This is a genomic window from Flavobacterium amniphilum, from assembly GCF_023634845.1.
GTDB classification, from domain to species: Bacteria; Bacteroidota; Bacteroidia; order Flavobacteriales; family Flavobacteriaceae; genus Flavobacterium; species Flavobacterium amniphilum.
Genome location: NZ_JAMLJL010000002.1, coordinates 278,119 through 298,883, shown reverse-complemented (window position 1 = coordinate 298,883; position 20,765 = coordinate 278,119). Strand labels below are relative to the sequence as shown.

The following is a 20,765-nucleotide window of genomic DNA, read 5'->3' as shown; positions in this document are numbered from 1 at the left end:
TTAAGCATTTAATAAAATTATAACCTTTAGGTCTATATAAAAGATATGAATATGAAAATGACAAAAGTTAAAAAGGCGCTATCGTTAGTATCGTTGATTTTAGTTTCATCGGCTTTTGCACAAACAACTAAATTTAAGGTAACACTTGATGCGGGGCACGGAGATCATGATTTTGGAGCTGTATATCATGGATATGTAGAAAAAAATATTGCTTTGGGGGTGGTACTTAAAGTAGGTAAGATATTGGAACAGGATCCTTCAATACAGGTGAATTACACACGTAAGTCCGATGTTTTTGTGGACTTAGTGGAAAGAGCCAATATTGCAAACAGGGCCGATGCTAATTTATTTGTGTCGATTCACTGTAATGCCAATAAAAATCAGGAAGCTTATGGTACGGAAACCTATGTAATGGGACTTTCGAAAAGTGCTTCGAGTTTGGAGGTGGCTAAAAAAGAGAATGCCGTAATTACATTGGAGGAAAACTATAAGCAAAAATATGCCGGATATAATCCTAATTCGCCGGAATCCATTATCAGCGCAACAGTGGCTCAGGAAGAGTATATGGATCAAAGTATTGATTTTGCACATAAAGTACAGGATAATTTTGATATTAAATTAAACAGAAAAGTACGTGGTGTAAAACAAGCTCCTTTTATGGTATTGCATAAAGCTTTTATGCCAAGGGTTTTGATTGAAATGGGTTTCATTTCCAATAAAGAAGAAGGAGCATACCTGAATTCAGAAGAAGGTCAGCTGAACGTGGCAAAATCAATTGCGGATGCAATTTTCAGATTGAAGGCAGATCATTTCGGAGGTAGTGTGCCTGTTTTGGATATCCAGAAATCGGAAAAACCAATTAAAAAGGATACGATTAAAAAAGTAACCGAAAACAAACCGGTAAAAGAAACACTTTCGGTTAACCAGACTACAAGGGATGCTATAAAAGCAGTAGAAAACAAATCGGCAGCTTTGGATAAAAACAAACCGGTATTCAAAATTCAGATAAAAGCCAGTAAAAGTCTTATTGAACTGAAGTCTGAAAATTTCAACGGATTGGATAAAATTTCAATGGTGCTGGAAGGTGATTTTTATAAATACCTATACGGAGAAACCAATGATTATGAGGTTTCTAAAAAACTTTTGGCTGAAGCTAAAGCCAAAGGATATGACTCGGCATTCATTGTACCTTTTAAAGGAGGAATTAAAATTTCGTTGAACGAAGCCGTAAAGAATAAGTAATTCTGGCTATAAATTATTAATTTTGCTAAAAACAAGACGATTTTGAAATTAACGAGAGAAATTAAAACCGCAATATTAGTAATTGCGTCTTTATTATTATTTATATGGGGATACAGCTTCTTAAAAGGAAGCAATCTGTTTAATAATCATAAAAAACTATTTGTTGAATATGATAATGTGGAAGGACTTGCACCTGCAGCTCCTGTGACTATCAGCGGTAAAATTATAGGAAAGGTAAATTCGATAACTTTAAATCCTAATGGGAAACTGATTGTTGAAATGCAGATTAACGAGGAAGATTTTCCAATTTCTAAATCCAGTGTAGCACAAATATATGAGCCTGGATTTATTGGAGGAAAACAAATTGCAATCGTGCCTAATTTTGAAGATAAGACTTTGGCAGTTTCGGGAGACAGACTTCAAGCTGACATCAAACAAGGTTTGACGGCAACTTTGGGAAATAAATTAGCACCAACCCAACAAAAAATCGACGGATTGGTTACTGATGCCGATAAGTTAATGGTTAATTTGAACAGTGTTTTAGATGAACAAACCAAGAATAATATCAAAACAAGTGTTGCCCAATTGAGTAAAACGCTGGCAGAAATGAATAAAGCTGCTACACAGGTAAATGCTTTGATGGCTGCCAATAATCAAAAGATTAGCAATACATTGTCGAATGCCGAAAAAGCATCGGGAAGTATGGCTAAAATTACCTCTGATCTTGAAAAAGCCAAATTATCTGAAACGGTTAATAATCTTGAAACAACTTTAGGTAACGTTAACAAGATGTTGGCTGATATGCAATCAGGTAAAGGAACAATGGGTAAATTGATGAAAGATGACGGATTGTATAATAATTTGTCGAAAACATCAAAAGAATTGGAATTATTACTACAGGATGTCCGTTTGCATCCAACACGATATGTGAATGTTTCCTTTTTCGGAAAAAAAGAAAAACCATACAAAGCTCCTGAAGAGCAGCCAAATAAATAACAGATTATACAAAACCAATAAACAACCATGAGTTATCTAAGCAGTATCGTATTTTTAGTCATTCTATCCGTAGGAGGTGGATTTTTTGCTAAAAATGTAAAAAAGATTATCCGAAACATTAAATTGGGAAAAGCGGTTAACCGCTCTGATAATCCTTCGGAAAGATGGAAAAACATGGCTTTAGTGGCTCTTGGGCAAAAGAAGATGTTTACACGCCCGGTTCCGGCAGTTCTTCACTTTGCATTATATGCAGCGTTTGTGATTACTCAAATTGAATTACTGGAAATTTTGGTTGACGGAATATTTGGGACACACCGTTTTTTTAAACCGGCTCTGGGAGGATTTTATACTTTTTTAATCAGTTTTATTGAAGTATTGTCTTTGCTGGCTTTAATTGCTACAGTTGCCTTTTTGTCCCGAAGAAATTTATTGAAATTACCTCGTTTGAATAAGTCGGAATTATTAGGATGGCCAATGAAAGATGCCAACTTGATTCTAATCATGGAGATCATTTTGGTTTGCTGTATTTTTACCATGAATGGTACCGATGAAGTGCTTTACGGAATGGGTAAATCACATTTTGAAGGTCAGGGATCGTTCAGTTTTGCTGTTTCCCAACATTTAGGACCGGCTTTATTTGGTTCATTAAGTGAAGGAACCCTTCAGATTTTGGAAAGAATAGGATGGTGGGGACACTTTATGATGGTAATGGCTTTCCTTAATTATTTGTACTATTCGAAACACTTACATATTATTTTGGCGTTCCCAAATACTTATTTTGCCGATTTAAATCCGCTTGGAAAATTTGATAACCTGGAAAGTGTTACGAATGAAGTAAAATTAATGTTGGATCCGAATGCAGATCCTTTTGCTGCTGCTCCGGCTGATGCAGATGCTGCTCCAAGTAAATTCGGAGCTTCGGATGTACAGGATTTGAACTGGGTACAATTATTGAATGCATACACTTGTACCGAATGTGGACGTTGTACATCGTCCTGTCCGGCTAATCAAACCGGAAAGAAATTATCACCACGTAAAATCATGATGGATACCCGTGACCGTATGGTCGAAGTAGGGGACAACATGGATAAAAATAATGGTGTATTTGTATCAGATGGAAAATCATTATTGAACGATTATATTACACAGGAAGAACTTTGGGCATGTACCTCTTGTAACGCTTGTGTGGAAGAATGCCCTGTTAATATCAGTCCGTTATCGATCATTATGGATATGAGACGTTACCTGGTTATGGAGCAAAGTGCTGCGCCAATGTCTTTGAATGCAATGATGACAAATATTGAAAATAACAGTGCGCCATGGCAGTATAGCCAAATGGACAGATTAAATTGGAAAGACGAACAATAATGAACACACAGGATTTAGATAAAAAATTAGTTGCTGCATCTGAGGATGGCCATGCAATTAGTCCAATATTACCGGAAGGTATAAAGAATTATTTGATTGATATTGACGGAACTATCTGTGATGATATTCCAAATGAAGAACCGGAAAGAATGCTGACTGCAGCAGTTTATCCTGATGCTTTGGCAACATTGAATAAATGGTATGACGAAGGACATATTATCTTTTTCTTCACTTCAAGAACAGAAGCGCACCGTGATTATACAGAAACATGGTTAAAAGAACATGGTTTCAAATACCACGGAATGATTATGGGTAAACCACGTGGTGGAAATTACCATTGGATTGATAATCATTTGGTGAAAGCAACCCGTTACAGAGGAAAATTCACTGATTTGATTGAAAAACAAGTAACTATCGAAGTCTTTGATGACGAAAAAGATATAATTTAAACCAACCACAATAAACATATTTGTATGTCAGAAAATTTAGTTGTGCCTACAATGGCCGAAATGTTAGCTCAGGGAAAACAGCCGGAAGTGTTATTTTGGGTTGGTTGTGCAGGAAGTTTTGATGACAGGGCCAAAAAGATAACCAAAGCATTTGTACGTATTTTAAACCGTGCCAATGTTGAGTTTGCTGTTTTGGGAACTGAAGAAGGATGTACCGGTGATCCGGCAAAACGTGCAGGAAATGAATTTTTGTTTCAAATGCAAGCTTTTATGAATATTGAAGTTTTAAATGCATATGAAGCTAAGAAAATAGTTACGGCTTGCCCGCATTGTTTTAATACATTGAAGAACGAGTATCCGGAACTGGGAGGGAAATACGAAGTATTACACCATACAGAATATTTGAAGGAATTACTGGATGCCGGAAGATTAACCATTGAAGGAGGACAGTTTAAAGGTAAGAAAATTACATTCCATGATCCTTGTTATTTAGGACGTGCTAATAAAGTATATGAAGCACCACGTGATTTAATTCAAAAATTAGATGCTGAGCTGGTAGAAATGAAGCGTTCAAAAGCAAACGGTTTATGTTGTGGTGCCGGAGGTGCCCAAATGTTTAAAGAGCCGGAAGAAGGAGATAAAGATATCAATGTGGAACGTACCGAGGATGCATTAGAGACTAACGCACAAATTATTGCTGCCGGATGTCCTTTCTGTAATACAATGTTAACAGACGGTACCAAAGCTAAACTTCGTGAACACGATGTGAAGGTTTTGGATGTTGCTGAACTGATCGCAAATGCACAGGATTTGTAAAAATTTGAATTACAATAGTTTAAAACCGGAATTTATTCCGGTTTTTTTGTTTTTAGTACGATTTTTCGTCGATGTTATTGGTTGTTTGCCGATTTAAGTGTTTTTTAACAATTTTTACGGTTTTTCATCGGGTATTTACGGTTTTTAATTTGTATGTGTGTAACTTTAGGTATGATTAATTTGATATTGTGATTGAAATTATCTTTTGAATGTAATATGTGGTATTTATATTCTTTAAAGATAATCCATTAGATTGTATAATGATAACTGAATTGATGTATCAATCATGAAAAAATGGATTGTAATTGCAATCCGGGATTAATTTTGAAATAAAAATTCTAGGTTTTTTAGTTGTTTGTAAATAGATAAGCCATTATATCTCCCGCATAATGGCTTATTTTTTATGCTAAAAAAAAACTAAGATTACTACTATGTGATTCTAAAAGGCTATTTTTGTAGTTTAGTTAGAAAATATGTTAGTAAACTTTGATACTTTACCTTTAGAATCCCGAATCTGGATCTATCAGTCCAATAGAAAATTTTCAGATGATGAAATTGCCGAAATTGAGCCTGCCATAAAGGATTTTATAACAAATTGGTCAGCCCACGGAACCAGTCTGGAAGCTTCTTATTTAATCAAATACAACCGTTTTATAATTTTTGCTGTTAATCAGGAAGTTCAGGCTGCCACTGGTTGCTCGATTGACAGTTCTGTTCAGTTTATCCAGAATCTTGAGGCTAAATACCAGGTTGATTTATTGGATAAAATGAACGTTACCTTCAAAAATGGTGAATTTATTGCCCATAAAACTTTGTTGGAGTTCAAAAAAATGGCAAAAGATAAAGCTGTTACAGGTTCAACAATTGTCTTCAATAATTTAGTTAATACAATCCAGGAATTTAACGACGCTTGGGAAATTGCCGCTGAAGATAGCTGGCACAGTCGTTTCTTTTAATATATGGTAATGAAAAATATCGGCTTCAGGTTGCTTTTTATTTTTACAACTGCTTTGTTTATTGCAAATTGTGCAGTAAATAAAAAACGCAGTTTTAAAACAATTGCAGAAACGAAACCTGAAAATACTTTAACGGAAGAATTTAAAGATCCTTCGTTGGAGGGGTTTACTCTTTTTGAAGACACACCAGGAGAAAAAAAATGGGTGGACAGCATTTATAATTCTCTTTCTTTTGAAGAGAAATTAGGTCAGCTTTTTATGGTGGCTGCCTATTCCAATAAAGATACCGTACACTTTAATAACATCGAAAAATTAGTTAAGAACTATAAAATCGGTGGTTTAATCTTCTTCCAGGGCGGGCCGGTTCGTCAGGCTAAATTGACCAACCGTTTTCAGGCTTCTTCCAAAGTGCCTTTATTTATTGGAAATGATGCCGAATGGGGATTAAGTATGCGTTTGGATTCAACGTATAAATATCCTTGGAATATGACATTGGGTGCCATTCAGGATATGAAATTAATTGAGGAATTGGGAGGACAAATGGCTAAAGAAGCTAAACGTCTCGGACTTCAGTTTAATTTTGCTCCGGTACTGGATATCAATACAAACCCGAATAATCCTATTATCGGTAACCGCTCTTTTGGTGAAAATAAAGAGGAAGTGACAAAACGAGCTGTTGCTTTGATGAAAGGTATTCAGAATAACGGCGTTTTTGCAACCGGGAAACACTTCCCGGGACACGGTGACACTGAAACCGACTCACATCACACACTTCCGATGGTTAATTTTACAGAGGAAAGAATTAATGAAGTTGAATTATATCCGTATAAAAAAATGTTCCATTTGGGTCTGGCATCAGTTATGGTGGCGCATTTGAATGTGCCAAGTCTGGAACCGCGCGAAAATTACCCTACGTCAATTTCATATCATGTTGTGAATGATATTTTAAAAGACCAACTTAAATTCAAAGGACTGATTTTTACAGATGCTTTGAATATGAAGGGAGCTAGTAATTTTAAAAAACCGGGAGAAATTGATTTGGCAGCTTTTCAGGCGGGAAATGATATTATGCTTTTTGCAGAAGATGTGCCCACTGCCATTGAAAAATTTACTCAGGCTTATAAAGATACTTTGATTACCGATGAACGTATCGAACACTCTGTAAAAAAAATCTTAAAATACAAGTATAAAGCGGGATTGAATAAGTATAAGCCAATTGAAGTGGCTAATATTACAAACGAGATCAATACACCTTACAGCAACAGCCTGCTTTACCGATTGTATGAAAATGCTGTTACCGTTGTAAAAAATGAGAATGAGATTCTACCAATTAAAAATTTGGCCAAAAATAAATTAGCTTATGTTAAAATTGGTGATGATTCAGGAAGTAAGTTCTTAACGACCTTACGAAAGTATGCCAACATTACTGAAGTTTCACATCAAAATATTGATACTTTAAGTCTGATGTTGAAAGAATATGATAAAGTAATTATCGGATATCATGTTTCGGATAAAACCTGGTGGAAAAAGCATGAATTTACAGCAAGGGAAATTGAGCTTATTGATAAAATTGCCTTAAACAATAATGTAATTCTGGATGTATTCTCGAAGCCTTATGTGTTAATGCCGTTGAAAAATATACAGCAGATTGAAAGTATTGTGGTTTCATACCAAAATGGGGAAGTGGCACAGGAAGTTTCTGCAGAAATTTTATTCGGTGCACTTGAAGCAAAAGGGAAGTTACCGGTTTCAATTAATGATGAATACAAAGTCGGACATGGATTGGCAACGGTTAAAACCAATATTTTAGGTTTTACAAATCCTGAAACGGTTGGTTTGAATTCGGATAAATTAAAAGAAATAGATCAAATTGTCAATAAAGCAATTGCTGATAAAATAACCCCCGGAGCTCAGGTTTTGGTTGCACGCAAAGGTAAAATCGTTTACCAGAAATCTTTCGGATACCATACTTATGCAAAAGATATTAAAGTTAAAAATTCGGATATCTACGACATTGCATCGCTTTCCAAAATAATCGGTACACTTCCTAATGTTATGATGGATTATGATGGTAAGAGAATCCATTTGAACTCAACACTTGGGGAAATGATCGGGAAGGCGAAAGGAACCGATAAAGATTCAATTGTTTTTAAGGATTTGATGACGCACTATGCCCGTCTACAGGCTTGGGAACCTTTTTATAAATCAACCATTGACTCGGTAACTAAAAAACCGATGAAGAAGTTTTACAGAAGTACCTCTTCAAAAGGTTTTGAAACACAGGTTTCGGAAAACTTATTTCTGACGAATACTTATAAAGATTCTATTGTAACCAAAATTTTGAAAAGCAAACTGTTACCCAAAAAAGAATACAAATACAGTGATTTTACATTTATCCTGTTAAAGGAATATTTGGAACAGCATCATCATAAATCATTGGATAAAATTGCCGAAGAGAATTTCTTTTCTAAGCTGGGGATGAGTAGCACTATGTATAATCCGCTGCAAAAAATGGACATGGATGTCATTCCGCCTACAGAAAAAGATACATATTACAGAAATGATGTGATCCAGGGATATGTTCATGATATGGCAGCTGCAATGCAAGGTGGTGTTGCCGGTCATGCCGGTTTGTTTTCAAACACCATGGATATTGCCAAAATGATGCAGTTGTTTTTACAGAAAGGAAACTATGGCGGAATCCAATATTTCTCTGAACAAACATTTAAAGATTTTAATACCTGTTATTATTGTCCGGATGGAAACCGTAGAGGTTTGGGGTTTGATAAGCCACAATTAAAAGGTGAAAGCCCAACATGTGGCTGTACTTCTCTATCAAGTTTCGGACATACCGGATTTACCGGCGGTATTGCTTGGGCTGATCCGGATAAGGAAATTATATACGTGTTTTTATCAAACCGTACTTTCCCTGACAGTAATGCGGTTAACAAACTTTCCAAAGAAAATATCAGGGAAAAAATCCAACAGATTATTTACGATTCCATCATCAATTAATAGTTAATTTTAACCAAAAATTAAATACGATTTTTCATTTATTGATTAAATTCGTAACATGAAAATCGCAATAGTTTGTTATCCAACATTTGGCGGAAGTGGTGTTGTCGCTACTGAATTAGGTTTAGAGCTTGCACGCCGTGGACATGAAATCCATTTTATAACTTACCGCCAACCCGTACGTCTGGCATTGTTGAACCCTAATGTCCATTACCATGAAGTAAACGTACCGGAATATCCACTTTTCCATTACCAGCCTTATGAATTGGCATTGTCCAGTAAATTAGTCGACATGGTGAAGTTGTACAAAATTGATTTACTTCATGTGCATTATGCCATACCTCACGCATATGCCGGTTACATGGCAAAACAAATGCTCAAAGAAGAAGGAATTAAAATCCCGATCGTGACTACTTTACATGGTACCGACATCACTTTGGTTGGTAATCATCCTTTTTACAAACCGGCTGTTACCTTTAGTATTAATAAATCGGATGTGGTTACTTCGGTTTCACAGAGCTTAAAAGATGATACGCTCCGTTTGTTTGATATTAAGAATGAAATTGCAGTTATTCCAAATTTTATTGAAATTGATGAATCGGAAAAAGTTAATATAACCTGTAAGCGTTCTGTAATGGCTAAACCCGAAGAACGTATCATTACACATATCAGTAATTTCAGGAAAGTAAAAAACATACCGGATGTGGTTAAGGTTTTTTATAAAATTCAAGAAAAAATTCCGGCGAAATTGATGATGGTTGGTGATGGTCCAGAGAAAAGGGTTGCAGAAGAATTATGTGAAAAACTTGGGATTCAGGATAAAGTGATTTTCTTTGGGAACAGCAATGAAATCAATCAGATTTTAAGTTATTCGGATTTATTTTTACTGCCTTCGGAAACAGAAAGTTTTGGATTGGCAGCTTTGGAAGCAATGGCTTGCAGTGTACCGGTTATTTCAAGTAACACCGGAGGTTTACCCGAAGTAAATGTACCTGGAGTTTCAGGATATTTGAGTAATGTTGGCGATGTGGATGATATGGCTGTTAATGCGTTGAAAATTTTAAAAGATCAAAAGATTTTAAATGAATTCAAAATAAATGCACTGGAAACAGCGAAGCAATTTCAAATCGATAAAATTGTTCCGAAATACGAAGAAGTTTACAAGCAAGCAATAGAGAGTATAAAAAAAGCCTTCATTTAGAAGGCTTTTTTTATATTTCAGAATCTTATTAGAATCTATATCTGATACCTAAAGCGATATCCGGACCGAAATTATCTTCTCTGAAATCGTCAGAATCAAAATATAATTCAGGTCTGAAGTCTAATGATAATTGGATAGGCACATCGAAGTTATACTCGATACCGATATCACCTGCAGCAAAAAGACCTACACCGCTATCGTCATATCCTTGGTAGTCATAGCTCCAGCTTGTTAAACCACCACCAACACCTGCGTACCAATTGAAACCTCCTTCGATGTTCCAAACCCATTGGTATAAACCTGCTAATTTGATAGCGTCAACGTGATTGCTGGTTCTCCATCCTAAATCCAACTCCAAACGATTTTTCTTAGATAATCCTCTTTGATAAGAAATCTCTCCACCAAATCCGTCATTATCACCCAAACGCAAACCTAAAGCGTTTTTTGAAATGTCTTGTGCTTGCGCGCTAAACGCTAAACCTAATAGCATAAAGGCTGATACAAATAATTTTTTCATGATTTTTTTGTTTAGTTTTCTTTAACGTAAGTAAATTTACAAATATTGTGCCCGAATAAAAATTAAATTCTATAAAAAAACCTTTGTTTTCGGGATATTTAATAAATGCAAAGCCTTTTTTTTGATTTTGTTCTTGATAATCAAAGGTATAGTGTTTTGATTAAGTGGTTTTACAAAATTCAACAGAATTGTTATATTTTTTGAATGTTACAAATTGGTTAAGTTTTCATGGCATAAACTTTAAAAGATAGATTAGAAATCTTATTTTTGTTTACAAACAAATAAAATGGCTGGAAATTCATTCGGGACTATATTTAAGATAACGACTTTTGGCGAATCCCATGGGGAAGCGTTAGGTGGGATTATCGACGGTTGCCCGCCGGGAATCGACTTGGATCTTGTTGCAATTCAAATGGAAATGCAAAGACGCAAACCAGGTCAGTCTTCTATCGTAACCCAAAGAAAAGAAGAAGACGAAGTACAATTTTTATCAGGAATTTTTGAAGGTAAAACCACCGGAACCCCAATTGGTTTTATTGTTCCTAATACCAATCAGAAATCAGACGATTATTCGCATATTAAAGATACCTATCGTCCCAGCCATGCCGATTATGTATACGAAAAAAAATATGGAATCCGAGATTACCGCGGCGGAGGAAGAAGTTCCGCACGTGAAACAGCCAGTAGGGTTGTAGCAGGTGCTATTGCCAAACAAGTAATTCCGGATATTAAAATTACGGCTTTCGTTTCATCGGTTGGTGAAATTTTCATCGATAAGCCTTACCAGGATTTAGATTTTTCGAATATCGAAGTGAATCCGGTTCGTTGTCCTGATTTGGCTGCAGCCAAAAAAATGGAGCAATATATTAAGGAAATCAAAAAACAGGGTGATACTGTTGGTGGAACTGTTACCTGTGTCATTCAAAATATGCCAATTGGTCTTGGAGAGCCGGTTTTTGACAAATTACATGCCGAATTAGGAAAAGCAATGCTTTCCATCAATGCCGTAAAAGGTTTTGAATACGGCGGTGGTTTTTGCAGTGCCAAAATGAAAGGAAGCGATCATAATGATTCGTTTAATGAAGACGGAACTACTAAAACAAATCTATCCGGTGGAATCCAGGGAGGAATCAGTAACGGTATGGATATTTACTTCAGGGTGGCTTTCAAACCGGTTGCAACACTTTTACAAAAACAGGAAGTACTGAACAATAAAGGAGAACTGATTGAGCAACAAGGAAAAGGAAGACACGACCCTTGTGTGGTTCCAAGAGCTGTGCCTATAGTTGAAGCTATGGCAGCATTAGTGATAGCCGATTTTTATTTACTAAACAAAACTTACCAAACTAAATAATGAATCATAAAGCAAATTTACCGGAACAGAAAAAATCTATTTTTTCGAACCTGACTGCGCAAATTTTAATAGCAATGATATTGGGTATCGTGCTGGGAATTTTCGTCCATAATAATTACTCGGCTGACGCGGCAAAAGAGTTCAGCGGTTATATCAAAATGTTAGCGACTATTTTCATCCGATTAGTACAAATGATTATCGCGCCATTAGTATTCACAACTTTAGTTGTGGGTATCGCAAAATTGGGAGATATCAAATCAGTAGGACGTATTGGAGGTAAAGCATTAGGATGGTTTTTTACAGCATCATTCATTTCTTTATTAATCGGAATGTTTTGGGTAAATGTTTTACAACCCGGAAAAGGATTAAATTTATCGGATGTGGATTTGACAACCGCATCGGAAGTAACCGAAAAGACCCAAAATTTTTCAGCACAGAATTTTATTGAACATATTATTCCTAAAAGTGTGTTTGAAGCAATGGCAACCAACGAGATTTTGCAAATCGTTATTTTCTCTATTTTCTTTGGGTTAGCTGCAGCTTCATTGGGAGATTATTCAAAACCGGTTATCAATGCATTGGATAAAACATCGCATATCATTTTAAAAATGGTTAATTATGTGATGAAGTTTGCGCCAATTGGTGTATTTGGAGCTATTGCAGGTGTTTTTGCTATCCGCGATTTAAATGAACTAGTCATTACATATACTAAATATTTCCTTTCCTTTTTAGTCGGGATTTCTTCATTGTGGATTGTTTTACTACTTATTGGTTTTATTTTCCTAGGAAAAAAAATGTTCGATTTAAGGAAACATATTGCAGGACCTTTGTTTATAGCATTTTCAACTACGAGTAGTGAGGCGGTATTTCCAAAATTAACTGAGGAATTAGTTCGTTTCGGGATTAAAGATAAAATTGTTTCCTTTATGTTGCCATTGGGTTATTCGTTTAACCTTGACGGAAGTATGATGTACATGACGTTTGCGAGTATTTTTATTGCACAGGCTTACGGAATTCCGTTGGATTTAGGAACTCAGATGACTATGCTTTTGGTGTTGATGCTGACCAGTAAAGGAATTGCAGGTGTACCGAGAGCCAGTTTGGTTGTGGTAGCGGCAACTTGCGGAATGTTTGATATTCCTGTTGAAGGAATTGCATTGATTTTACCGATTGACCATTTCTGTGATATGTTCAGAAGTGCAACAAACGTACTTGGGAATGCTTTAGCTACTTCGGTAGTTGGAAAATGGGAAAAAGAATAAATTGTATATAAAAAAAGCGGCTTTCAAGCCGCTTTTTTTATGCTAAAAATTTTGCTTTTAATTCGGGTGTGGGAATCATACAGGATTCTTTTTTTCCGTACCATTTGTATCTGTTTCTGGCGATATAATCGTAAACAGAATCCCTGAATTTTCTTGGAAAAGGTTTGAAAATTGAAAGTAAACTAACTAAACCGCCAAGATAAACTGTAATTCTGATTACGGCGCTTGATTTGTAATAATAAGCTTTTCCGGGTTCATATAAAACAATACTGTCAATGTTCCGGTCAGAAATTCCCAAATGTATTAAGATTTTCTGTCCCAATTCTGATTGTAAAGCCACAAAACGGAACTGATCATTTTTATCTCTTTTGATAATATATTGAATGGACGAATCACAAAGATTGCAAACGCCATCAAACAATATTATTTTTTTATCCTGCGGTATTCCTTCCATTTTTATTTGGGTTGAATATATTCTAATTGATCCAAGCTTACCTTTGAAGTGAAAATCCCGTAATTCACGACAGCGTTGTTTTTTTCTATTTTATCAATAGTTCCAATCGACTTTCCGTCAATCATTCTTACCCTGTCGCCAATTTTAAGTATTACCTTCGGTTTATTTTCTTCCTCAATTTTTGCTTTAAGTTTCTTTTCTTTTTTCTCCTTGCGGATTTCTTCTACTTTTACCTGAACTTCTTCGATGACTTTTTTAACAACCACTTCTTTTTCTTTTTTCTCTTTGGCAGTCAGTTTTTTACGTTTGGAATTTTCTATTTCCACCATTTTCAAAAATTCACCGATAAGCTCCTTTTTATTCTTGTTGTTAAAGTATTTTTCAGAAATATCATCAATTTTCTGTCCCATATATACCAAACGCTGATTAGCATCATATAATTCCTGATAGCGTTCCAGTTTATCCTGGATTTTGGCATTGATGTTTTCCATTTTCTTGCTTTCTTCTCTTGCTTTACTTTCCTCTTCTTTTAAGTTTTGGGAAGTTTTTTCCAATTTGGAACGCTCTTTCTGAAGATTGGCGATGGTTTTGTCAAAGCGTACTTTGCCGCCTTCAATTTTCTTCTTGGCTCTGTTTACGAGTCCGTACGGAATACCGTTTTTCTGCGCCACTTCGAATGTAAATGAACTTCCGGCCTGACCAATAACCAATTTATACATCGGTTCCAATGATTTTTCATCGAATAGCATATTGGCATTGGTAGCATATGGTAATTCATTTGCCAGCATTTTTAAATTGGAATAGTGGGTTGTAATAATTCCAAATGCTTCCCGGTGATAGAATTCTTCTAGGAAAACTTCGGCTAGAGCACCACCTAATTCAGGATCTGAACCCGTACCGAATTCATCGATTAAAAACAATGTTTTTGCATTACATTTTTTTAGAAAGTAATTCATGTTTTTTAATCGGTAGCTGTATGTACTTAAATGATTTTCAATGGATTGATTGTCGCCGATATCCGTCATGATTCGGTCGAACAAACAGGTTTCACTTCGTTCATGAACTGGAATCAACATACCTGATTGTAGCATTAATTGCAATAAACCTACGGTTTTCATCGAAATCGTTTTTCCACCGGCATTCGGTCCTGAAATAACCACAATTCTGTTCTCGTTGTTAAAATCAAAAGTTTGGGGATAGGTTGTTTCCTTTTTTGCTTTATTGGTCAGATACAAAATAGGGTGGAAGGCATCACGGAAATATATTCTGCGTTCCTCAGTGATATTGGGAAGTAATCCGTTAATTTTCCGGGCATATTTTGCTTTGGCAGCAATTACATCCACATCACTCAAAAATTCCTGGTATTGAACCAGAAGTGATGTAAATGGACGGATGCTATTGGTCAGATTTTTAAGGATTTTGATAATTTCCTCGCGTTCCTCATATTCTAAATTAGCCAATTCACGTGAATATCGCAAGGTTGCTTCCGGTTCAATGTAAGCAATACTTCCAGTTTTGGAACTTCCTAAAATGGAACCTTTGACTTTTCGGCGGTACATGGCCAAAACTGCCAGAACACGTCTGTTTTCAACTACAGTTTCCCTGATTTCATCCAAATATCCTAATGAATTGTACTGGCTTAAAGCCATTCCGAAACTTTGATTGACCTTACCACGTACCACATTCATATTGCGTCTGATTTCCAGTAAATCGGGTGTGGCATCATCTTTTATCTCTCCATATTTATCCATTACTGAATCAATACATTTGGTAATTTCCTTAGTGATTTCAATTTCACTGGATTTTAAATGTAAAGCAGGATAATAATCATGGAATTTCTTTAAAAACTGCAATAAAATATTGGTGTTTTCAGATATAGAGTGGATTTTCCTGAAGCTTGTTAATTCCAGAAAACTGTCTTCTATGCCTAAAAATTTAATTTCATTGGTTATCGGTTCAAAACCATGATTGGGTAAAGCGTTGTTATTGTCGAAAGACGAACGGTATTCGGATGTTTGTAATAATGACTGCATCAAGTTATCTTTGTTTTTGATAGGCTCGATGTGTAATGCTTTTTCATTGCCGATTTCGGTTATGCAAAATTCCGAAATAGTTTCTAAAACAGTCTGAAATTGTAAGTCTTGTAGGGTTTTATTATTTATTGAAATCATTTTTAACAGAAAGTGACTAAGTAGCAAAGTTACAAAGTTTCAAAGTAATATATTTGCTTAAAATTCAAAGAAAATGCAGTTTACCATTCATCCTTCCTGGCAATCTTTTTTTGACGCCGAATCACAAAAAACGTACTTTGATGAATTGATAAAGCAGGTTGATGGAGAATATCAAAACTATGTTTGTTTTCCTCAAAAAGAATTGATTTTCAATGCTTTTGACAAATGCTCACTGAACGAATTAAAAGTCGTTATTATTGGTCAGGATCCTTACCATGGTGAAGGGGAGGCAAATGGTTTGTGTTTTTCCGTAAATGACGGAGTTGCTATTCCGCCATCTTTAAAAAACATCTTTACCGAAATCAATAATGAATTTGACCGTGTTTTCTTTCCCACTTCTGGTAATTTGGAACATTGGGCTGAGCAGGGAGTTTTGTTGCTCAATGCTTCGCTTACTGTCCGGAAGGATTTGGCTAATAGCCATAAACATCTGAAATGGAAAGTTTTTACCGATAATGTCATTCAATATATTTCCGAGAATACTGAAAATGTTGTCTTTTTGCTTTGGGGTAGTTTTGCACAGAAAAAAGGTGTAAGAATTGACAGGGAAAAACATTTGGTTTTGGAAACAGGCCATCCTTCACCACTGAGTGCCAACCGCGGTTTCTGGTTTGGAAATGATCATTTTAAAGAAACAAATGATTATCTTAAAAGTATCGGAAAAGCTGAAGTAAACTGGTAGTTAATTATTAAGTGTCAACTGCCCTAAAATCTCTTCACTCATGAATTTTCCTCCGGGATAATAAGCGGTGTAATCTAAGTTTAACCAAATTTGGCCGTGTTCGTCAATATGGTAGTGAATTTCCTTGCCTTTACTTTCTTCTTTGAAGAGTACATCATGGATAAGGTAGATTACGTTTTCTAAATCTCTCTTGGTTCCAATTAACATTTCAGGATAAATATGTGCATCGGTATGGATAAGCCTGGGAACACCGCCAACGGCTTTTACTCCTGCAGCCATGAGAACCGCATGATCATCACAATCACCTGAAAAATGTTGTAATGTTTCCGATGCGGATGCAATGTAATTGTTTCCTAATGGGTCGTTTACATAATTCCATTTGGTTTTGATTTCCTTGAAAACGGCAAAACATTGAATAATTGTACGGTAATCGCTGTATCCTTTTTTACCTTTTATATCCGTGAAATGCTTCGTTGTGGCATACAAAGCAAAGTTGCGTACCTTCGGATTTTTAAAATCAATTGCGTTTAGAACCTTTGATTTGTTTGGAAACGGAAGTAACTTACTGATGATAATATCCTGCGGATAAGGATTATCTCCCATCGTATACATCATGGAACGGTAATCGTCATATACCCTGTAAAAACTGTAACCGCCAAACAGTGTTCCGTATAAAAGCATTAAAGAATAAATAAAAACACCAATGATTATATACCTTTTGATTTTTCTTAAAATAAGTTGGTACACCGTCAGGATTGCTATAAAAAGTAAAATTCGGTCAACCGGAATTTCAAGATCAGCTTCTTTTAAATTTTGATGGGCAATAATGAATGTCGGTATTGATAAAAGAATGTTCAGGAGAAAAATAACTACAGTATCCCAAGGCTTTGGCAGAGAAAGCCTTTCTTTATATTTGGTATATAAATTAAGGAAAGTAGTTGTTGTCATTGCTTTTAAAACGGTAAAAATAACGAATTATTTAACGACCGATTCATACAACATTTTATTTTCAATTAAATTTAACGCAAATAATTGTTCCTGTACTTTTTGAAAAGTAATCTGATCCAACTGTTTTTGTGACCAACGGGTTAATTTTAACCATTCTTGTATATCTTCCGGTTTTTGATGGTAACGGGATGCCAAAGTACGGTCGATACTTGGAATCATTTTAAATTCCGAAGTTGTACTGTTGATGATTTCCAGAATTAATTCTATTGAAGATTCATTGTTTTTAAGGAATTCATTCCGGACAACAATAACAAAACATGGCCATGGAGTAGGACAATCAGCAACTCTTCTGAAAGTTCCGATATCAACCAAAGGTTTTGTCATGAAGCGTTCCCACATAAAATAATCGGCTTTACCTTCTGATAAAGCTTCGACAGCGCCATCGATCGTATTTACGATTTCAAATTGGAGATTATTGGTGTCCCAATTCTGGTTTTGTGCATTGACAAAACTCATTAAATGTGAACCTGAGCCCAAACGTGAAATAGCCCCCTTCTTATTTTCAAGATCTGATAATTTGTTATAATCCGACTTGGCATCTACATGAATTCCCCAGATCAAAGGCGATTGCACATACACCTGAACAATTGAGCTTTCATTGCCGGCTGAAATGTCTTTGATAATACCTTCGGTAAGGATTACAGCAATATCGGTTTCATTTTTCCGTAGCATCTGACACATTTTTCCGGTTCCTTCCGGGACATCGGTCCATTGTAAATCGATACCTACCTGATCAAATTCACCGTTTTCGATGCATAAATGCCAAGGTAAATTAAAATGTTCCGGTACGCCGGCTATTCTGACAGTTTTCATTTAATATTTATTAGTAATTGTAAATGCTAATTTTATTTTGAAGCATACCAAACACAAGGTATTTCATTATTCCAGATATACTCGTTTTTCAGTCGCAGACCAATTTTTTCAAGAATTTTTCTTGAGCCTGCATTTTCTATATGAGCAGATGCGTACAAAACGGTTATATTCAATCCGCTAAAAGCATAGTCATACCATGCTTTCGCCGACTCATATGCAAAGCCTTTACCCCAGAATTCTTCACGAAAACGATAACCAATTTCATAGAAGTGACTGTGGTTGTTTTCTTCTTCCGTAATGAATTTTATACCGGACCAGCCAATAAATTCACCTGTTTCTTTAAGAATAACGGCAAAGCGTCCGATACCGTTTTCTTTATATTGATTTTGAATATTTTGAATGTAGCCGATGCTTTCTTCAATTGATTTTACCGGCTTGTTTCCTAAATATGTATGTACATTCGGATTGCTGTCCAGCAAAAACATACCTTCGGCATCACCCATTTCAAGTGGCCGAAGAATAAGACGCTCTGTTTCTAATTTAAAATTCATTATAATTTATTTTTCCAAATAATACCAATTGTGCAAAATGTCATTAACGAAATATTGATTTGTTAATTTAAAACCGACGGCTTTAAGCAAATTGTTGGACGGGATATTTTCATCTTCGGCACAGGCATGTATTATTTCAAGATTCATTTCAGTGAACCCGTAATTTAGTCAAAATAAAGCAGCTTCTTTAGCATAACCCTTTCGCCAGTAATCCTCTGAAAACCGATAACCCAAATCATAAAAATTGGAATGGTTATTTTCTTCCTTATCCCTGAATTTTAAACCTGAAAACCCAATTAACCTGTTGTTTTCTTTTAAAACAACAGCATACCTTCCAATACCATTCTTTGCATATTCATTGCGGATTTTATCGATATACTTTTTTGTGTCGGTTATTGTCAATAACGGATTTCTTAAATAGCGGTTGACATTGGGATTGTTATTCATTTCAAAGAAATCATCTGCATCTGTAACTTCTAAAGGACGAAGTAGCAGTCTGTCTGTTTCAAATACTAAATTCATTCTTCAAAAATTTGTTTTAAATGATGTCTCATGTGCGTGATATAATCTTCGATTAAAAACTCCAAATCACAAATTGATAAATCATATAAGTTGATTTTGGTTTTTAACTGTTCTTCCGAAACATCTTTAAGGATAAATGCAATTTGCTTATTAAGCTGACACCATAATTTTAATAAATCCTCAAACTTTTTTTTCTGGTATTTATTGACTCTTACCAATTCATCCTGATTATAAGCTGTTACCAGATAAGGTTTTTCAGAAAACTGTGATTCTGTAAACCTTCTGAGATTGTTTATTGCAGAATCAATTAAATGGCCCATGACCTCACTTTTTGACCACTTATCAGCCGAAGATTTAAAACTGTAATCCCAATTTATGTTTATCAGGTGTGATTTTTTAGTCTCCTTGATAATTTCTTCGATCTGATAGGCGTAAAAGTGAATCATTTATTCAGATAGTTTTTTTAATGTATAAGCAATTAGAGCGTCAACAGCTTTGTATGGATCTTCACTGAAAGTACCGGTAGCGCGGTTGGCAATGATGGCATTCAAAGATAAAGTTTCGTGTCCCAGAAGCTTTCCTAATCCGTAAATAGCAGCAGTTTCCATCTCAAGATTGGTCATTTGGGTGCCGTTGAAATTGAAAGCATCCATTTTTTGGTTAAGCTCAGGATCCTGAATATTCAAACGCAATACACGACCTTGAGGACCGTAAAAGCCACCTGCAGTTCCGGTGAATCCTTTATGAATCTGGTCACTTTCGATAAATTTCTCCAGTTTTTCAGAACAAGCAATAACATATGGTCTTCCTTTGCGTAAATCCCAATTGGTTTGTGCGATGAAAGCATCTTCGATGTTTTTTTCAGAAATGTCATCGATTAAATAAGAACGTAACATATTGTCCAATCCTAATCCGTATTTTGACATTACAAAGCTTTCACAAGGAATATCGGCCTGTAACGATCCTGAGGTACCAATACGGATGATGTTCAGTTTTGTCAGGTTTTCTTTTGGCTGACGTGTTTCAAGGTCAATATTTACCAATGCATCCAATTCGTTCATTACAATGTCGATATTGTCTGGTCCGATTCCGGTTGACATTACCGTAATTCTTTTTCCTTTTAGTGTTCCGGTTTGTGTTTTGAATTCTCTTTTTTGGGTTGAAAATTCGATTGAGTCAAAGAACTTAGTAATTTTCTCTACTCTGTGCTGGTCACCTACAAAGATGATATCGTGTGCTATATGTTCCGGTTTTAAGTTTAAGTGGTAAACACTTCCGTCTGGGTTCAGAATTAATTCTGATGATTTAATTTCGCTCATTTTCTCTTT

The 20,765-nt window shown here is 35.5% G+C and carries 20 protein-coding genes; 11 read left to right on the top strand and 9 right to left on the bottom strand.

The window, feature by feature from the left end; all coding sequences use genetic code 11:
• Positions 1-45 precede the first annotated feature (45 nt).
• The 8 genes from NAT51_RS03260 (at position 46) to bshA (ending at position 10,043) form a co-directional block, all read left to right on the top strand.
• Positions 46-1,242, top strand: a complete 1,197-nt coding sequence (locus tag NAT51_RS03260; protein ID WP_449536213.1) for an N-acetylmuramoyl-L-alanine amidase family protein — start codon at positions 46-48, stop codon at positions 1,240-1,242.
• Between the two features lie 42 nt (positions 1,243-1,284).
• Positions 1,285-2,238, top strand: coding sequence for an MlaD family protein (locus tag NAT51_RS03255; protein ID WP_250595132.1), 954 nt, complete (start codon positions 1,285-1,287; stop codon positions 2,236-2,238).
• A 27-nt stretch (positions 2,239-2,265) separates the two neighbouring features.
• The gene (locus NAT51_RS03250) at positions 2,266-3,606 is read left to right on the top strand and encodes a (Fe-S)-binding protein (protein ID WP_250595118.1); all 1,341 of its coding nucleotides are present in this window, start codon (positions 2,266-2,268) and stop codon (positions 3,604-3,606) included.
• Positions 3,606-4,055, top strand: coding sequence for an LNS2 domain-containing protein (locus NAT51_RS03245; protein WP_250595116.1), 450 nt, complete (start codon positions 3,606-3,608; stop codon positions 4,053-4,055). The genes NAT51_RS03250 and NAT51_RS03245 overlap by 1 nt, the downstream gene beginning before the upstream one ends.
• A 24-nt stretch (positions 4,056-4,079) precedes the next feature.
• Entirely contained in the window at positions 4,080-4,871 is a 792-nt protein-coding gene (locus NAT51_RS03240) for a (Fe-S)-binding protein (protein WP_250595114.1), read from the top strand.
• Between the two features lie 473 nt (positions 4,872-5,344).
• Positions 5,345-5,827: an ABC transporter ATPase gene (locus tag NAT51_RS03235; RefSeq protein ID WP_250595112.1), complete on the top strand. Its 483-nt coding sequence runs from the start codon at positions 5,345-5,347 to the stop codon at positions 5,825-5,827.
• Positions 5,828-5,836: 9 nt separating this feature from the next.
• Positions 5,837-8,842, top strand: a complete 3,006-nt coding sequence (locus NAT51_RS03230; RefSeq protein WP_250595110.1) for a glycoside hydrolase family 3 N-terminal domain-containing protein — start codon at positions 5,837-5,839, stop codon at positions 8,840-8,842.
• Between the two features lie 58 nt (positions 8,843-8,900).
• Positions 8,901-10,043, top strand: a complete 1,143-nt coding sequence (bshA, locus tag NAT51_RS03225) for an N-acetyl-alpha-D-glucosaminyl L-malate synthase BshA (RefSeq protein WP_250595108.1) — start codon at positions 8,901-8,903, stop codon at positions 10,041-10,043.
• A gap of 28 nt (positions 10,044-10,071) precedes the next feature.
• On the opposite strand, the gene NAT51_RS03220 is transcribed toward bshA, so the two are convergent.
• On the bottom strand, positions 10,072-10,560 hold the full coding sequence (locus NAT51_RS03220) for a porin family protein (RefSeq protein WP_250595096.1): 489 nt from the start codon (positions 10,558-10,560) through the stop codon (positions 10,072-10,074).
• Between the two features lie 286 nt (positions 10,561-10,846).
• On the opposite strand from NAT51_RS03220, the gene aroC reads away from it, so the two are divergent.
• Together aroC and NAT51_RS03210 are read left to right on the top strand one after the other, a co-directional pair.
• A complete protein-coding gene (gene aroC, locus NAT51_RS03215; RefSeq protein ID WP_250595094.1) occupies positions 10,847-11,914 on the top strand; it encodes a chorismate synthase in 1,068 nt (355 codons plus the stop codon).
• Entirely contained in the window at positions 11,914-13,176 is a 1,263-nt protein-coding gene (locus NAT51_RS03210; RefSeq protein ID WP_250595092.1) for a dicarboxylate/amino acid:cation symporter, read from the top strand. Before aroC ends, NAT51_RS03210 begins: the two co-directional genes overlap by 1 nt.
• Positions 13,177-13,213: 37 nt before the next feature.
• Here the strand turns inward: NAT51_RS03210 and NAT51_RS03205 are convergent, their stop codons facing one another.
• Together NAT51_RS03205 and NAT51_RS03200 are read right to left on the bottom strand one after the other, a co-directional pair.
• On the bottom strand, positions 13,214-13,630 hold the full coding sequence (locus NAT51_RS03205; protein ID WP_250595090.1) for a thiol-disulfide oxidoreductase DCC family protein: 417 nt from the start codon (positions 13,628-13,630) through the stop codon (positions 13,214-13,216).
• Positions 13,631-13,632: 2 nt separating this feature from the next.
• The gene (locus NAT51_RS03200) at positions 13,633-15,801 is read right to left on the bottom strand and encodes an endonuclease MutS2 (RefSeq protein ID WP_250595087.1); all 2,169 of its coding nucleotides are present in this window, start codon (positions 15,799-15,801) and stop codon (positions 13,633-13,635) included.
• Positions 15,802-15,874: 73 nt separating this feature from the next.
• Here NAT51_RS03200 and NAT51_RS03195 point away from each other — a divergent pair, with 73 nt between their 5' ends.
• Positions 15,875-16,543, top strand: coding sequence for a uracil-DNA glycosylase (locus NAT51_RS03195; protein WP_250595085.1), 669 nt, complete (start codon positions 15,875-15,877; stop codon positions 16,541-16,543).
• Here the strand turns inward: NAT51_RS03195 and NAT51_RS03190 are convergent, their stop codons facing one another.
• The 6 genes from NAT51_RS03190 to NAT51_RS03165 form a co-directional block, all read right to left on the bottom strand.
• Complete coding sequence (locus NAT51_RS03190; RefSeq protein WP_250595083.1) at positions 16,544-17,491, bottom strand: transglutaminase; 948 nt, start codon at positions 17,489-17,491, stop codon at positions 16,544-16,546. It lies immediately after the preceding gene.
• 27 nt (positions 17,492-17,518) lie between these two features.
• A complete protein-coding gene (locus NAT51_RS03185; RefSeq protein WP_250595081.1) occupies positions 17,519-18,364 on the bottom strand; it encodes a substrate-binding domain-containing protein in 846 nt (281 codons plus the stop codon).
• A gap of 32 nt (positions 18,365-18,396) precedes the next feature.
• Complete coding sequence (locus NAT51_RS03180; RefSeq protein WP_250595079.1) at positions 18,397-18,915, bottom strand: GNAT family N-acetyltransferase; 519 nt, start codon at positions 18,913-18,915, stop codon at positions 18,397-18,399.
• A 168-nt stretch (positions 18,916-19,083) separates the two neighbouring features.
• Positions 19,084-19,437: a GNAT family N-acetyltransferase gene (locus NAT51_RS03175; protein WP_250595077.1), complete on the bottom strand. Its 354-nt coding sequence runs from the start codon at positions 19,435-19,437 to the stop codon at positions 19,084-19,086.
• Positions 19,434-19,883: a DinB family protein gene (locus tag NAT51_RS03170; RefSeq protein WP_250595075.1), complete on the bottom strand. Its 450-nt coding sequence runs from the start codon at positions 19,881-19,883 to the stop codon at positions 19,434-19,436. Before NAT51_RS03170 ends, NAT51_RS03175 begins: the two co-directional genes overlap by 4 nt.
• Positions 19,884-20,756 (bottom strand): nucleoside phosphorylase, encoded by an 873-nt coding sequence (locus NAT51_RS03165; RefSeq protein WP_250595073.1) that lies wholly within the window; start codon positions 20,754-20,756, stop codon positions 19,884-19,886.
• Positions 20,757-20,765 lie beyond the last annotated feature (9 nt).

Bases quoted from the DNA above. Each gene is read 5' to 3' on its own strand.
- NAT51_RS03240 (WP_250595114.1), top strand. From the start codon at position 4,080: ATGTCAGAAAATTTAGTTGTGCCTACAATGGCCGAAATGTTAGCTCAG.
- bshA (WP_250595108.1), top strand. From the start codon at position 8,901: ATGAAAATCGCAATAGTTTGTTATCCAACATTTGGCGGAAGTGGTGTT.
- NAT51_RS03210 (WP_250595092.1), top strand. From the start codon at position 11,914: ATGAATCATAAAGCAAATTTACCGGAACAGAAAAAATCTATTTTTTCG.
- NAT51_RS03175 (WP_250595077.1), bottom strand. From the start codon at position 19,437: ATGAATTTAGTATTTGAAACAGACAGACTGCTACTTCGTCCTTTAGAA.
- NAT51_RS03250 (WP_250595118.1), top strand. From the start codon at position 2,266: ATGAGTTATCTAAGCAGTATCGTATTTTTAGTCATTCTATCCGTAGGA.
- aroC (WP_250595094.1), top strand. From the start codon at position 10,847: ATGGCTGGAAATTCATTCGGGACTATATTTAAGATAACGACTTTTGGC.
- NAT51_RS03260 (WP_449536213.1), top strand. From the start codon at position 46: ATGAATATGAAAATGACAAAAGTTAAAAAGGCGCTATCGTTAGTATCG.
- NAT51_RS03235 (WP_250595112.1), top strand. From the start codon at position 5,345: ATGTTAGTAAACTTTGATACTTTACCTTTAGAATCCCGAATCTGGATC.
- NAT51_RS03165 (WP_250595073.1), bottom strand. From the start codon at position 20,756: ATGAGCGAAATTAAATCATCAGAATTAATTCTGAACCCAGACGGAAGT.
- NAT51_RS03170 (WP_250595075.1), bottom strand. From the start codon at position 19,883: ATGATTCACTTTTACGCCTATCAGATCGAAGAAATTATCAAGGAGACT.
- NAT51_RS03180 (WP_250595079.1), bottom strand. From the start codon at position 18,915: ATGAATTTTAAATTAGAAACAGAGCGTCTTATTCTTCGGCCACTTGAA.
- NAT51_RS03185 (WP_250595081.1), bottom strand. From the start codon at position 18,364: ATGAAAACTGTCAGAATAGCCGGCGTACCGGAACATTTTAATTTACCT.
- NAT51_RS03205 (WP_250595090.1), bottom strand. From the start codon at position 13,630: ATGGAAGGAATACCGCAGGATAAAAAAATAATATTGTTTGATGGCGTT.
- NAT51_RS03195 (WP_250595085.1), top strand. From the start codon at position 15,875: ATGCAGTTTACCATTCATCCTTCCTGGCAATCTTTTTTTGACGCCGAA.
- NAT51_RS03190 (WP_250595083.1), bottom strand. From the start codon at position 17,491: ATGACAACAACTACTTTCCTTAATTTATATACCAAATATAAAGAAAGG.
- NAT51_RS03220 (WP_250595096.1), bottom strand. From the start codon at position 10,560: ATGAAAAAATTATTTGTATCAGCCTTTATGCTATTAGGTTTAGCGTTT.
- NAT51_RS03245 (WP_250595116.1), top strand. From the start codon at position 3,606: ATGAACACACAGGATTTAGATAAAAAATTAGTTGCTGCATCTGAGGAT.
- NAT51_RS03230 (WP_250595110.1), top strand. From the start codon at position 5,837: ATGAAAAATATCGGCTTCAGGTTGCTTTTTATTTTTACAACTGCTTTG.
- NAT51_RS03200 (WP_250595087.1), bottom strand. From the start codon at position 15,801: ATGATTTCAATAAATAATAAAACCCTACAAGACTTACAATTTCAGACT.